This is a genomic window from Photobacterium lutimaris (genome assembly GCF_003025555.1).
Taxonomy (GTDB): Bacteria; Pseudomonadota; Gammaproteobacteria; order Enterobacterales; family Vibrionaceae; genus Photobacterium; species Photobacterium lutimaris.
In genome coordinates, this window is sequence record NZ_PYMH01000005.1 from 59301 (window position 1) to 74011 (window position 14711).

The following is a 14711-nucleotide window of genomic DNA, read 5'->3' on the forward strand; positions in this document are numbered from 1 at the left end:
ACATAACCAAAAGACATAAAAAATCCGAGTGTATTTCTACACCCGGATCCATTAGTAACCTAACCAATATTGCTATTGAAATAGCGGTCGGTATGGCAGCTCAAAGGGTTAGTCGATGCTGCTTTGCGCCGTTGCATAGAAATCACGAGCCCTTGCCCACACACCGTTTGGATCGTCACCCTGACATAGCGTCAGCAGGTGAGGCAGAAGCTGTCCGGCGAAATCTTCGCTGCTTTCCTTGGGTAGTACGGTCGGTAGGTGATCGACCGCCTGCACATACACACCACTAACATCCGACTCAATAATTGGTTTAGCCAGCTTGGTGCATTGGTTGTAAATACGAATTGGGTTATCTGGATTGTTTGGATCGCAACTGACATCACTGATCATGCTCAAGCGCGGTGAATCGCCTAGGCTCTCTTTAGTAATAAACGGCGGCGTCCCTTCAGCCAAGTAGGCACAGTTAACCAAAATATCGTAGTCATTGATGGCGGTGAATGGGCCACCGGCTTTGGTTTCCTCGATATCCCAACCGTCAGCATCGATACCCAACTCAGCAAACAAATCCAACGCACCCCGGCCACAACGACCAAATTGACCGATAACCAATACCTTAGGTTTATCAGCCAATGTCGCCACCTGCGCTCCCAGTACCGCTAGATAATGCTCGCGGTCTGGGTAACTGCTCACCGCTCCGAACGCGTCTTTACACTGTAAATGGTGGATAAAGCCGGACAAACCAATCGCCGCACCGACATAACCCGCCCAATAGCCGAAGGCACAAACGCGCTTGCCTAGCTCGTCTTGCAGAAATTCCAAATCAAGGATCTGACCACCACCGGCATTGAATCGCGATAGGATCTGTACTGCTTCATCCTGTCCCTTGAAAGCGTGGGCGAAGTAAATGTGCTGATGCTTGAGTGCAAAATCGGCGTCTGCCAACTCTTTCAACCCCAGGATATAGGCGTGATCCGGCGCTTCAGTCCAGCTATGTCCATCTGCCAGTTCACAACCGACGTCAACATAGGCCTGATCGGGAAAGATGCGCGTTGTGCTGCGCTCCACAATCACTTGCGCACCCGCATCAATCAGTGATTTGGCTCCTGTTGGTGTCAGTGCTGTTCTGTGCTCACCAACTTTTACTTCATCTCTTAGCCAAAATAGTGTGTTCATCATCAATCCTTTATAAACAGATGTTTTTAAGCAGATACTTATTAAGCGGTAACAGGGCGGCTTATCGAAGCCTGACGGCGCACCATCAAAACAATCAACGCAACTTGCAATACGGCGGCCAATACAATGGTGTACGGGCTACGGGTGATCTCGGCAACCATAAAACCAATACTGGCGGTCACCCCGGTCAAAATGGCATATGGGAACTGGGTACGGACATGGGAAACGTGATCGCACCCGGTAGACATCGAACTCAAAATCGTGGTGTCTGAAATCGGTGAAGAATGATCGCCCAACATACCACCGCTAAGCGCAGCACCGATACAAATCAACGGATCAGCACCGAGCGCACTGGCAACCGGAACGGCAATCGGGATCAAAATGGCAAAGGTGCCCCACGACGAACCTGTCGCAACCGAAATAAAGCTGCCGATAACGAAGATCATTGCAGGCAGCAGGAATACCGGCAGGCGGTCATTCATCACCTGGCTGATATAATCCCCGGTTCCCAGAGATTTACAGATGTCACCCAAGGTCCATGCCAATAGCAAGATAACCAAAATTAGCATGATTCGCTGCATTCCCGACACAAAAGTATTGAAGGCTGTCGAAGCGGTCATAGTTTTGGTGTAGGCGTAGTAGGCAATTGCCGTTACCGAGGCAATCAGATAGCTGGTTCCCAACGACGCGCGGATCACCGGGCCGTTAATGGTACCGTGCAGATGGTAATTGTAGCTAAACAGGGCAATCAGCGAACCAAACAACACCGTCAGCGGCAAAACAATCAATGATATTCGACCAGATTTAACCTGCAGCTCTTGGTCTGATGACGGCTCACTCATTACCGCCTGCTGGCGGGCTTGGTGCTCGGCTTCAGCCATTGGGCCCCAGTCTTTTCTCAGCACCGCATACACCGGGACACTGAACAATGCCAGCAAGGCATAGAGCTGATAGGGGATCACCTGCAAGAACATCGTGAAACCATCAACTTGCTGACCCATGTTTGCAAAGGCATTTTCAATCAGCCCTTGCGAATACACCCCCCAGCTGATGATTGGGATCAGCACACAAACTGGCGATGAGGTTGAGTCGATAATGAACGCCAGCTTTTCTTTGCTCAATTTGAGTTTCTGGTAAATTGGCGCGAACATCGGACCAAGGATCAACGAGTTGCCCGAATCCGTAAAAAATATCCCAATCCCGGTTGCCCAAGTGGCTAGCTGGGCTTTCAACGGCGATGACACATAACGGGTCGCCATGGACGAAAACGCCGCCATACCGCCACTTTGTTCAACCAGGTAGATAAAACCCGAAATGATGGTAATAACAATAATGATCTGTGCATTGCTGCCCGAGGCTAGCTGAGTAAACGGCCCATCAGACAGGAACATCAACGCAGTATCGACTGGATGACCCTTGGTTAAGATCAGCATGCCGCTGATCACTGCCACTCCTAGGGCTAAAACAACATGCCGAGTGGTAAAGGCGAGTATCAATGCCAGCACCGCAGGTACGATGGACAACAATCCGTAATCAGCCATTCGTAGACTTCTCCTGAAAAACAAAAAGGTATATACCCAAGCAACGTCAAGCAATTTGGAGTGACTTGAGTATTAAAGAGGCGGGCGTATAGGAACACGCGAGCAGACAAAGGCTGTACAAAGTAGGTAGACGAACTTACCTGTTCGATGACAAAAATTGCGGTAGCTCCCCATCCAGGCAGGGCCTGGATGACAGTGCTGCTCCTATTAAGAACAACCCCAGCAGCATGGCTGACGACCGGTACTGCTTCGGCATTGGCTCCTTTCGTTTAGCTTCTCTGGCTGTCGACCTTCACTAAACTACTGTTAGACAATGCGCCTCTACTAACGAGTAAGACTGAATAACTTCTCACTCTACATTGAATAAAACACAAATCTGGCCAAACCAAACTGAATTGACCACACAATGTGATAAAGGTCACTAAAATTGTTTTTCAAAACCTTAATTTAACATAATCAATAACTGGGAAAGCATTAAACTGCAGAGGAAACCACCAGGGCGATCGTTATTTCTGCTATTTCACATAACGGTATACCGAGTATCAAGATGTGGCGATTGATGCTTGGTTTGATTAAAGAGAGCGCGAGGTGTTATCGAACAAGAGGTGACTGCATATTTACGCAACCAAGAGAGGTAAGAGAAGGTATTGGAGGAGAACGTAGGATCAGATATGACAGATATAAAAAATGCCGGCCTAAGCCAGCATTTTATCACAAAGTAAGTTTCGGCTTACAGAGCTACAACGTTTGCAGCTTGTGGGCCTTTTTGACCTTGTTCAACGTCAAAAGAAACCTTTTGACCTTCAGCAAGAGTCTTGAAGCCTTCAGAAGCGATAGCGCGGAAGTGTACGAATACATCAGCACCGCCGTTTTCTTGAGTGATGAAACCGAAACCTTTCTCTTCGTTGAACCACTTAACGATACCAGTTGACTTAGACATGGACTGCCCCTTATAAATTCATTAATAAACTAATCGCATTATGCGATATGATAGGTTAGTGAATTATTTAATGTTACGTTCAATCTAAGGGAAACAGTGAGATACAGTACGATAACGTAAAAGTAGCTAAAGGTTTAACTTGTACTTGATGTTGCATTGAATAACTCTTTGTTCTAAAGAACGAGAGGGATATTAACAGCTGGGCGCTTTATGTACAGCATTATTTTTAAAAAATTCAAAAAAAAATTTGAACCGTCCAAATTTCCACGCCGCAATCAAAACATCCTACCAGCAACCCGCATGGTAAACGGGTACTCTCAGCGCTAAATCCCTTATACATAAAGCAGCCATCGTTACACTCACAAGGTTAGCCATGGTGTTTGGCTGCCTTATATAGGGTGGATAGCGACAACCTATCGACTCGAGAGAGACTAATACCCCGGACCGAACAAGTCCGGGGCGATGATAAATTAGTGGTTAATCCAGTGTTTTACTGCAAGTTCAGCCACTTGCATTTCGATATCAAAAGGTACTGGCTGAGGGATGTTTTGCAGCGACTCTCGATTGAGGGCAATCCGCTCCAAGCTTAGCGATTGCAGCGCCAAGCCCAGATCCATAATCTCTATTGGGTTGCCATCGCCTGCCGACAGGTTTACGAGGTTGGCATCTGACAGCACAAATAGCTGTTTGTCTTCCAGCTGATAAGCCGTCACATGCGGGCGGATTTTATCTTGGCTTTGACTGATGGCGGCCAGGTCAGGCAAGTTGATTTCACGCTGGAAATGGCCCGCATTGGCAATGATGGTGTTGTCGCGCATCAACTCAAAGTGCTCTTTGCGCAGCACATTATCACGTCCGGTGATCGTTACTACCATATCGGCATCAGGCAATGCATCTTCCAGTTTGGCGGTATAAAACCCTTCCATGTGCGCCTCGAGCAACGTCAAAGGGTTTGATTCAACAACGGTAACATGTGCGCCCATGCCTCTTAGACGCTGTGCTGTCCCCGAACCACAGTAACCATAACCAATCACTACCACTTTCTTGCCATGCAGCATCACGTTGGTCGCACGCATGATGCCATCGACGACCGATGAGCCCACACCAAAGCGGTTCTCGATGATGCGTTTGGCTTGGGTGTCGTTGATGATCAGGGTACTGAATTTGTCGGCATGAAAATCTTCTCGCAGACGGTTAGCGCCTGTTGTAGTCTCTTCCGTTGCGCCAAGCAATGATGATTGGAAATGAGAAAACTCAGATTCAGTGAAAATCAGCTCGTGTAAATCGGCTCCGTTATCTGCAATGATATCTGGCTGATGTGATAACACCTTGCGACAATAGTTGATATGATCATCAAAACTCTCATCACGACGGGAATAGACGCTCACCCCATAGTCTTCAACCAATGCCGCTGCCGTTTCATCTTGGGTTGAACCAGGAGAGCCAGTGATCACCACTTTTGCTCCCCCTTTGGTTAGAGCCTCCAACCAAACGCCGGTTTTAGCTTCAACGTGCAAGCAAATACCGATCGTCAATCCGGCAAATGGTTGTTCTTTCTCGAAGCGCTCGATGATACTGCGCATGATCGGCATGTGGTTTCGAGCCCAATCAACACGTCGGCGACCAAGTGGCGCAAGAGAAAGATCAGCAACGTCATGTTCAGGGTAGGTATTTTGTTTCATATGAGCCTCTATTGTGAGAACGTTTTGTTGGCCCACAAATCTTCCCTGAAACGCCATGAAAACTTAATCAACTTATCAAGAACAGATAGTTTCCCCTGAGTGCAAAATAATGTGACATTTCACATAACCATCATCAAAACACTGAAAATACTCCTGCTTAGCCAATTTATTCGCTATACAGAAACGATAATCACCAAAACATAAACGTTTCCCTTTCAAATGACGCATAAGGAAATAACGGGTGAAAACCATGAACCTGAATTTATTGGCCACCTTCTATACCGTGGTCATGAACAACTCATTTTCTGTCGCTGCCGACAAACTCTGCTTATCAAAATCGGTTATCAGCAAGCACGTTAAGCAACTTGAACATGAACTACGCTGCTCGCTGATCCAGCGAACCACCCGCCAAATCAATCTCACCGAAGAAGGGCAATTCTTGTATGAGCGTTGCACTGAGATTTTCGACAGCGTTGATAAATGCTACGGCTTCATTGACGAGCGTAAAGATATCGTCAGGGGAAAATTGCGGGTGAAAATGCCTGCGGTACTGGAGTTTGATAGCCATATTACCGACACCTTCGAACAACTCCTACGGGCCTACCCAGAGCTAGAGCTTGATATCATCTTTGATAACCAAATCGGCGATTTGATCCATGAACACGTCGATGTCGTTTTGAGGATAGGGGAGCTTGAAGACAGTTCCTACAAGTGTAAAAAAATTAAAAATATCGGTACGTATGTTGTCGCCTCACCTGACTATTTAGATAAGTACGGTATACCGGAAAAGCCAGCCGATCTCACCAACCATAAATGTATGAACTACAGCCACTGCCTCACTAAGGGCAGGTGGATGTTCAATGAAGGTGGTCAGGAAATAAAAATTGAAATAGCCCCCTTTATTCAAACCGAAAGTGAGTCATTACTTACTCGCTACGCAATAAAAGGACTGGGCATAACCACAACCCTCGATTTTATCACCGAAGCCCATATTCAATCTGGAGAGCTGATCAGCTTGCTGGATGACTTTACTTGGAAAACTGAACTGTATGCCGTGTATCCCAACAATGCCGTCATGCCGTTGAAAACCCGTAAGCTCATCGATTTACTTGCAAGTACCTAACAAGTGGCCTGGCTATGGCTCAGGCCACTCTATCTCTCAGCATAGCCCTAGCGCTCCTGATCCTAGCCAAACACATTTAGAAACACTTCCCCAAGGCTTTTTTCAGTATCTGTTCAAGCAACGCGGCTATGATGGTCGCGAATTATCCCCGATAAAAGTATTGCTATGAGTGTGTTCGATCTAATCGCTGAAAACCAAATTCAAGATTACAACCGCCGCAAAGCCAATGGCGAAGTCGATGAATCTCGCGCTATCAAGCCCGAAGAGAGAACCAGTTTTGAATCGCACCTGTTTAAATCCATTGTGGGTTGCTATGAAAAAGCGGCTGAGAAGCCCGTCGAAGAGCGTCAGTCGTTAGAAGAACGTGCCGAGAACTTGCGCATGCAATTGCTGATCGGTCTAGAGCAAAAAGGTATGCGTATTACCGCTCAATCCATGTCAAAAGAGCTGATGAGCAAGCGCCAAGCGATTTTGGGCAGCGAATAACGTTACCCAAACCCCAACGGGTAATTGCACACAGGGATCGTGTCATTTGCTTTACTATTCCACCCACCGGAAAGTCTGTTTACTCTCGTCTAAATATGTCTCTTTGTAACTGCAGGTTACGCCGTATTAATACCCTCTAAGACCTTGGTCGCACTTATTAAAAACTTCATTACATCGCCATAAACCCAGCTAAGAAACAAGATGCGCATCAAGTTTTTTACCGCCCATTTCTGATTAATTGACAACCAAGCAGAGCGGTCAGAAGGACGATGTTATGAGAGTACAAATTCGATGCCCAGAATGTTATTGCACCTCTGGTTTAAACCGAGTTAGGCGTAAATGGCATGAAAAGCCACTCACCACAACCGGACAAGAAAAACTTCAATGCCCAGCTTGTCTCTCTTTTTTCATGCGTGGAATCGGTGAGCAAACATTACTGTATATTGGCACTCATGATGCCGTGAAGAAAAAACAGCCAGAATTTGAGCTTTAACCTTTCCATACACATTTAGTAAGCTCAATCCCTATGAAAGCGCCGGATAAGTTTGGCGCTTTTTAATTTCCGCTATCAGGCTAATACGGCAGGTTACTTCCCCCCCAAAGTCTTCATTGACCATTCAGTGGCCGATTATGATACTTATATGGCAATCAAGCATGGTAGTGGCCGGGCGAAACTAGCCTTACCCTTAATGCAAATGACGATGCTCTTAACACACCACATCGGGGGAGATATGCTCAATATGGATTTTCAGCAACGTTTGGTCATAGACACCGAGAAAATGAAGTGGCTGCCCAGCCCCGCTAGCGGAGTATGGCGCAAGCCGCTTGAACGGCAAGCCAAAGAGGCAGGCCACACCACTAGCATCGTGCGCTATGCGGCAGGCTCGTCATTTGCCCCCCACCCTCACCCTATGGGCGAGGAAATCTTTGTTATCGACGGCGTTTTCTCGGATGAAACCGGTGATTTCGGTCCCGGCACCTATATCCGTAATCCACCGGGGAGCCAACACGCGCCGTTCAGCAAGCAGGGCTGTACTCTCTTCGTTAAACTCAACCAGTTTTTACCACAAGACAGCCAACAGATCCGCACCGATACCAATCAAACACCTTGGCTCACGGGCATCGGCGGTCTGCGAGTCATGCCGCTGCATGAGTTCGGCCACCAGCACACCGCCTTGGTAAAATGGCCAGCCGGTGAACGGTTCCAGCCTCACCGACACTGGGGAGGGGAGGAAATACTGGTACTCTCCGGCCAGTTTCAGGATGAATTTGGCCAGTACTCGACAGGCACTTGGCTGCGCAGTCCACACCTAAGTGAGCACTTCCCCTTTGTCGAGCAAGAAACGGTTATCTTGGTGAAAACAGGGCACTTACCGCAGCAAGACAATTAAGTGTATGAGCAATGAATCTATCACGCCGAGCTGTCAGCGTTCGGCGTGTGGTCGCTGCAACCATTATTGCACAACGGATAGCGAGTAATAGTCCACGTCCTGCTCGGAATAATCATAAGCAAATCCCAGCTTCTTGAGCACCTTAACCGATCCCGCATTGTCAGGCTCCACACCGGCAATAAACCTAACAGCGTGCTGTTGCTCACTCAAATAAGACACCAGCCCCTGCATTGCCTCGGTGGCCAACCCTTTGCCCCATTGGGCTTCAGCCAGCACATAGCCCAAGCGGTAACCATTATCTGATTCTGGAAAAACAAATAGATACCCCGCAACCTGCTTTTGATGCGTAAGCCTCAATACGGCACCCGTTTGCGCCATGCTGTCCAGCCAACGATCCACATCATCAGTGGAGGTAAAGTTCTGACAAGAGGGCGGCAGGTAACGGCTGACAGACTCGGTAAACAGGGTCAGGATTTCCGCTTGGATCCCCGGCATCGATTGATCAAGCGTCACGGCATCCAATCGGTTGGTTGAGAAGGTCATCTCTATCTTCATGTTAATTTTCCTTTATTTTGCTGCCGCTATCTTAATAAAATTTTTTACTGCTGAAGATAAATATTTCTCTATTTTCATCCCCAAGCTGACTCGCTATGTTCACACTTCTTTTCCACGTCACAACTTACTTTCAACCCAACATATATGCTTAGAGGCAGTTGCCTCTAACATGAAGGAGAACCTCATGGACGTGCTTATTTTGGCCGGCCTTATTCTGCTCAATGGCGTATTTGCCATGTCAGAAATCGCTCTGGTCACTGCACGGAAAAGTCGCCTGCAAAAACTCGCAGGCAATGGAGACAAAGGCGCGGTAAGTGCCATCAAACTCGGCGAAGAACCAACCCGCTTTCTGTCTACCGTACAAATTGGTATCACCGCCATCGGGATCCTCAACGGGATTTTCGGCGAAGCTGCCCTTGCTGGCCCACTGGCTGAACATTTACAGCAGTTTGGCCTCAATACCAAAACCAGTTCGGTTACCGCAACCACCATCGTGGTTGTCAGTATCACTTACCTGTCCATTGTGATTGGCGAACTGGTTCCAAAGCGCATTGCCCAGCTCAATCCAGAAAGCATTGCCCGCCTGATGGCACGCCCGCTAACCGTATTGGCCAGCCTGTCGCGGCCGTTTGTTTTCTTGCTGACAGCCTCGACCGAGTTCACCTTAAAGCTACTCGGAAAACACAACCAAGATAACCAAGCCGATGCGCTGACCGAAGAAGATATTAAAGCAATACTCGCAGAAGGCTCACTAAATGGAGTGATTGAAAAACAAGAACATGCGATGGTTAGAAATGTCTTTCATTTTGATGATCGTAAGGTCACCTCGTTGATGACACCACGCAGTGAAATTGTGGCCCTGGATCTCGATAAGCCCAGCGAGAGCAACCTCAACTATTTGGTCGCATCCAGCCACCAGCACTTTCCCGTTGTCCAAGGTAGTATGGATAATCCCAAGGGCGTTATTACCACCAAGCAGTTACTGCAATATCACATTGCCCGGCCACGCTGCCCAATAGACCATTACCTACTACCGGCTATGTTCATCCCGGAAAATTGGACCGGAAACCAACTGCTGGAGCATTTCCGCCATTCCGGCGATGTCATGGTGTTCGTGGTCGATGAATACGGGGATGTCCAAGGTATTGTCACCCCCAAAGACATTCTCGAAGCACTGGCCGGCGAATTCAAAACCCGTGCCCCAGAAGATATCTGGTCGGTAGAAAATGACGACGGCAGTTGGTCGATGGACGGACTGATCCCCATCTTGGTAATGAAAGATTTGCTCGAGATCGATGCCTTACCCGACGAAACACTGCACGGCTACCACACCTTGAGCGGCATGCTGATGTGGAGTCTGAGTGGGCTTCCATCTGTCGGCGACAGTATTCATTGGGAAGGATGGCACTTTGAAGTTACCCAGGTCGATGGTAACCGGGCTGATAAAATCACTGTCACTCGGCAGGCACCAGCAGATGACGACGTTGAAAATGCTGATACCAAAGCCGGTTCCACAGAAATGCCCCTCCAGGACGAGGCAAAAAAAGAGGAGTAGCAGCAACATTTTACATAGCCCTGTCTTTGATAGAAATGATCGCAGGTATATTCCGCCGACAACCGGTGAGCAACCAAACTCACCACTGTAATTTGCTTAACAGCCTCGCTGTTATTTATGAAGATGATCGATGAAAACACATTTCATGTTTTTAGCATTGAGCCTTGGCTTGCTCAGTGCTTCAACTGTTGCCCAGGCCGACGACAAAATCACCCTAGGCAGAACTATCTTGCTCGGCAAAAGTGATCACGGCGCACAGATCCCCTTGCTGGTATGCCGCCGGGTCGATGCCATCAAGGTGAAAGCAGAGCGCGATATGCGCCTAGAGCGGGTGGTGGTTACCTTCAACAATGACGATACCAAGACCATCCATTTCCACCGCAAACTGGATAAGCATGACCAAACGGACTGGCGCAAGTTTGCCTATACCCGCTGCGTGAAGAGCTTGGAAGTCTTCGGCAAAGCCGAGGACTCATCGGCCGGTGTCAAGGTGTACGGACGGCAGTAAGGCATCTTCTTGCCCCCATATACAAAACAAGGGCAGTAGCGTTAGCTGCTGCCCTTGTTCTTTTCTGAACAGGTATGAATAACGCCGATTTGCAAGCTCACAGGTTCATTGGCCTACACTTGTTGTAATCTCAACAACAAGGAGTCTGCAATGTCCCGATATGTTGCTTGCCTAGCTACCCTTCTCGTTAGCATAGGAGTCAGTGCTAATGTAAAGATTTCCGGTGACGGATTCGAAATCAGTAAAGACTGCCTGAAACTCGAATCTGATAATGTCAAAATCACCTCTGAAGAGTGTGAGCAATGGAAAAAGAATCAAGAAAACCGCAGTGTTCACGGTGATGACAACCCGGGTAAAGGCAATAAAAAAGATAAGAAACCCAAAAAAGAAACCTACTAAGCCATCCCCCTATTGGGCGGATAAAGGGCTCCGCCCAATCTGGAAATTCGCTGTGATCTAGGTGTAGCAGGTGTGCTAGGTAGACTGGCGAACCAGCAATTCCGTCCCGAGCTCGATTTTACGCTCGGTTTCACGCCCTTCGACCACGTTGACCAGCATGGTTGCAGCCTGCGATCCCAGCTGGAATATTGGTGTATCCACAGTTGTTAACCCGACCGGCAACATGTCACTGTTGGGGATATTATCAAACCCGGCAACAGCGATATCAGCAGGGATAGACAATCCCTTTTCCAATAATGCCTTCATCGCACCGATCGCCATCAAATCCGATGCGGCGAATACCGCATCAAAATCAACCTGCTTCAATTCAGACACAATGCGGTAGGCATCTTCTTGGTAGTAATCCGCCTTGTATGCCCAGCTTTCATTAAACTCGATGCCGTGATCCAGTAAAGCCTGGCGGTATCCATCGAAGCGATCCCGCGCCGCTTTGATGACATCCAACTTCCCGAGGAACAGAATTTTCCGGTAACCACTCTCAATCAAATATTGGGTCATCCGATAGGCAGACTGGTAGTGTTCAACCAACACCGCATTGACCGTATCGTCCTTAAGATCACGGGCGATAGAAACAATCGGCACCCGGTGGTCAAACAGCGACAGGAACTGCTCGTCTGGCATTCGGGTACCCCAAATCAATAACCCATCGTAAAGGTTGGAGCTCAATTCACCTTGGATAAACGCCAGTTCATTATCCGTCTTGGCCATGCGCAGGGTCAGCTCATAGCCATGTTGATTCAACGACGAGCCGACACCATTAACCAACTTGTAAATATACGGGTTGGTCAGGTATTCATAATCCGGGCCTGAGATAACAAGGCAAATATGCTTGGTCGACTTGCTAGCAAGCATTTTTGCCGCACGGTTTGGTATATAATTTAGCGACTTGGCCGCTTCCATCACCTTGGCTTTGGTCGCCTCACTGACCCGGTTTTTATTATTCAGTACATACGACACCGTCACTGCCGAAACACCTGCCACTTTGGCAATATCTTTTAATGTCGCTGCCATTTTACTACTCCATGCCTCGGTCTAAATCTCAGCCTAGGCTTCAGGTTATTCAGTCAAAAATACTAGCTTAACGACATCCAGCACACTTAACAGCGCGTGAATCTCAATACTGTAGACATTATACCGAAACAAATGCCTGCGCACAGAGCATAAATTCGTTACTTTATTAGCTGAACCTTTGCCATCGAACGAAATCATGAGATACGGCATTGACGGCAACCCATAGCGATCCTTGTGCCCGAATCGTCGAAGATAAAGTATTCTAATAACAATATAGGAATGAAACGATGAACATCTTAGACGCAATTGTCCTCATCGCTTTTCTGGCCGGTTTGGTCGGGATTGGCTTTTGGTCATCCAAACGGATGACCAACAGCGCTGATATGTTTTCTGCCGGCGGGAAATCCCCGTGGTGGATATCTGGCATCTCGGCGTATATGACCATGTTCTCTGCCGGCACCTTCGTGGTATGGGGCGGCGTCGCCTACCGCCTTGGTGTGGTGGCCATTACTGTTTGTATGAGCATGGGGATCGCAGCCCTGATCGCAGGATACTTCTTTGCCGGTAAATGGAAGGAATCCGGCGCGACCTCGGCGGCTGAATTTGTCGGTCAGAAATACGGCCAAGGCGTACTGCAAATGTATACTTGGCTGGGTATCATTACCCGCATTATTGGCGTCTCGGTAGCCCTGTATTCAGTGGCAGTGATTGTCAACTCACTGCTCCCACAAGCCCCCGATAGCGTCTTTGCCGATGACAATGGCTTTTTAAGTGTTAACTGGCTGATCATCATCGTCGGTACGGTGATCATCCTCTATACCTTCCTTGGCGGCCTATGGGCGGTACTACTGACTGATTTCACCCAATTTGTGATACTCATGCTGTCGGTCTGCCTGATCCTGCCAATGATTTACAGCTTGGGCGGGGGTGGCGAAAACATTCTCGCCCACCTGCCTGAAGGACACCTATCACTCTTCAGCAGCAACTATACCCAAATCTTCATCTTCGGCTGGATTTTGGTACACGTATTCAAAGTGGGCGGTGAGTGGGCTTTCGTCCAGCGCCACCTGTGTGTCGAGTCACCAAAAGATGCGCGCAAGGCCTCTTACCTGTTCGGCGCGCTGTACATCATCACACCAGTACTTTGGATGCTACCACCAATCATTTACCGCACCATCAATCCGGATGCCAACCCTGAGCAGGCCTACATCTTATCGGCACAGGCTGTCTTGCCCGTCGGCATGCTAGGCCTAGTAGTATCATCAATGCTGGCAGCCACTGCGAGTATGGCCTCCTCCGAACTCAATGTGTTCTCCGGCGCCCTAACCACCGAGTTCTACGGCAAGCACATCAATCCGCAAGCCAACGATGAGCAGCTGCTCACCGTCGGACGCCTAATGACTATCATGCTAGGTATACTGGTCATCGGAATCAGTATTGCCATCCCATATTTGGGCGGTGCCGAAAAACTGATTGTCAGCATTACCAGCCTGTTTGTCGGCCCGATGGTAATGCCAACCCTGTGGGCTTTGTTTGTCGGAAAGGTCACTAAGCTCCACGCTTACCTCACTGTGGCTGTAACCGCTGGGGCAGGCATCCTGCTTCAATTTGTGCTTGCCCATATTGATTGGGTTGCCGCTCACATGGGGGTAATGAATCAGGCCGTGGGCCTCTTGGTACCGGTCGCCATGCTGTTGCTTGCGGATACCATCATGAAAAAAAAGCAACTAACGGTTGCCTCTAACGCTAGCTAGCTGGTCATTGAGTAAAACTAAGTACCATTTATTTCATGGCGATGCCAGCAAAGCCAGAGTTTCGATTTTTGAGCTGAATAACAACCCCAAGCATATGACCAGAGTCAACACTCATGATCGTTAATAGTCCTGCCGAGTGAGCATCGGTCTCACAAGTTGATTCCTTAATCATTACGTCGTAGTGCATCTGCTCTGGATTACCAAGGCCAGAATTCAATGCTTTAGCGGTTGTTGTGCACCCTTGCTGTCCGGTGATGCTCGTTCAAAGAGGGTGTCTAGATATTCATGAGATTGCATTTGCATGGTGTGATGATGAGCTTTTTTACCTTTAAAATCATGCACCTAAATTCAGGTGGTTACTCCTAGCGCTGCAGTATTGAAGCTTCACGTTGAGTTGAAATAGGCCCATAATCAATTTGATCACATAATCAATTTGATGATTTTAAACTCACTTTTGGACAATTTTGAGTTAGACCTCTTGCTCTACATGTGTAACATCAGAGGAATTAGTGTACCCTTACACCTGAAATCAA

At 48.1% G+C, this 14711-nt stretch carries 14 protein-coding genes and 1 riboswitch; of the genes, 8 read left to right on the forward strand and 6 right to left on the reverse strand.

Annotation, left to right across the window (positions count from 1 at the left end):
* Positions 1 to 108 precede the first annotated feature (108 nt).
* The 4 genes from C9I99_RS12260 to C9I99_RS12275 all read right to left on the reverse strand — a co-directional run bounded on the left by C9I99_RS12260 (position 109) and on the right by C9I99_RS12275 (position 5336).
* Positions 109 to 1173: a saccharopine dehydrogenase gene (locus C9I99_RS12260; protein WP_107349176.1), complete on the reverse strand. Its 1065-nt coding sequence runs from the start codon at positions 1171 to 1173 to the stop codon at positions 109 to 111.
* Positions 1174 to 1214: 41 nt separating this feature from the next.
* The gene (locus C9I99_RS12265; RefSeq protein ID WP_107349177.1) at positions 1215 to 2714 is read right to left on the reverse strand and encodes a Na+/H+ antiporter NhaC family protein; all 1500 of its coding nucleotides are present in this window, start codon (positions 2712 to 2714) and stop codon (positions 1215 to 1217) included.
* Positions 2715 to 2869: 155 nt separating this feature from the next.
* A riboswitch (Lysine riboswitch) is annotated at positions 2870 to 3046 on the reverse strand.
* 398 nt (positions 3047 to 3444) lie between these two features.
* Complete coding sequence (gene cspE / locus C9I99_RS12270) at positions 3445 to 3654, reverse strand: transcription antiterminator/RNA stability regulator CspE (protein WP_107349178.1); 210 nt, start codon at positions 3652 to 3654, stop codon at positions 3445 to 3447.
* 470 nt (positions 3655 to 4124) lie between these two features.
* Positions 4125 to 5336, reverse strand: coding sequence for an adenosylhomocysteinase (locus tag C9I99_RS12275; protein WP_107349179.1), 1212 nt, complete (start codon positions 5334 to 5336; stop codon positions 4125 to 4127).
* Between the two features lie 250 nt (positions 5337 to 5586).
* Between C9I99_RS12275 and C9I99_RS12280 the strand changes: the two genes are divergently transcribed.
* The 4 genes from C9I99_RS12280 (at position 5587) to C9I99_RS12290 (ending at position 8336) form a co-directional block, all read left to right on the forward strand.
* Entirely contained in the window at positions 5587 to 6459 is an 873-nt protein-coding gene (locus C9I99_RS12280; RefSeq protein ID WP_133638253.1) for a LysR family transcriptional regulator, read from the forward strand.
* Between the two features lie 165 nt (positions 6460 to 6624).
* On the forward strand, positions 6625 to 6945 hold the full coding sequence (locus C9I99_RS12285) for a hypothetical protein (protein ID WP_107349181.1): 321 nt from the start codon (positions 6625 to 6627) through the stop codon (positions 6943 to 6945).
* 274 nt (positions 6946 to 7219) lie between these two features.
* Positions 7220 to 7438 (forward strand): hypothetical protein, encoded by a 219-nt coding sequence (locus C9I99_RS27010; protein ID WP_133638252.1) that lies wholly within the window; start codon positions 7220 to 7222, stop codon positions 7436 to 7438.
* Positions 7439 to 7676: 238 nt separating this feature from the next.
* Entirely contained in the window at positions 7677 to 8336 is a 660-nt protein-coding gene (locus tag C9I99_RS12290) for a cupin domain-containing protein (RefSeq protein WP_107349366.1), read from the forward strand.
* A gap of 63 nt (positions 8337 to 8399) precedes the next feature.
* Here C9I99_RS12290 and C9I99_RS12295 read toward each other — a convergent pair whose 3' ends face one another.
* Positions 8400 to 8891 carry a GNAT family N-acetyltransferase gene (locus C9I99_RS12295; protein ID WP_107349182.1) on the reverse strand — a complete coding sequence of 164 codons (492 nt, stop codon included), beginning with the start codon at positions 8889 to 8891 and terminating at the stop codon, positions 8400 to 8402.
* 184 nt (positions 8892 to 9075) lie between these two features.
* Between C9I99_RS12295 and C9I99_RS12300 the strand changes: the two genes are divergently transcribed.
* From C9I99_RS12300 to C9I99_RS12310, 3 genes are all read left to right on the forward strand, one after another.
* Positions 9076 to 10446 (forward strand): hemolysin family protein, encoded by a 1371-nt coding sequence (locus C9I99_RS12300; protein ID WP_107349183.1) that lies wholly within the window; start codon positions 9076 to 9078, stop codon positions 10444 to 10446.
* 130 nt (positions 10447 to 10576) lie between these two features.
* Positions 10577 to 10954: a DUF2541 family protein gene (locus C9I99_RS12305; protein ID WP_107349184.1), complete on the forward strand. Its 378-nt coding sequence runs from the start codon at positions 10577 to 10579 to the stop codon at positions 10952 to 10954.
* A gap of 150 nt (positions 10955 to 11104) precedes the next feature.
* Complete coding sequence (locus C9I99_RS12310; protein WP_107349185.1) at positions 11105 to 11353, forward strand: CG2 omega domain protein; 249 nt, start codon at positions 11105 to 11107, stop codon at positions 11351 to 11353.
* 75 nt (positions 11354 to 11428) lie between these two features.
* Here the strand turns inward: C9I99_RS12310 and C9I99_RS12315 are convergent, their stop codons facing one another.
* Entirely contained in the window at positions 11429 to 12424 is a 996-nt protein-coding gene (locus tag C9I99_RS12315; protein ID WP_107349186.1) for a LacI family DNA-binding transcriptional regulator, read from the reverse strand.
* A 287-nt stretch (positions 12425 to 12711) separates the two neighbouring features.
* Here C9I99_RS12315 and C9I99_RS12320 point away from each other — a divergent pair, with 287 nt between their 5' ends.
* Positions 12712 to 14178 carry a sodium:solute symporter family transporter gene (locus C9I99_RS12320; RefSeq protein WP_107349187.1) on the forward strand — a complete coding sequence of 489 codons (1467 nt, stop codon included), beginning with the start codon at positions 12712 to 12714 and terminating at the stop codon, positions 14176 to 14178.
* The last annotated feature ends 533 nt before the right edge of the window (positions 14179 to 14711 follow it).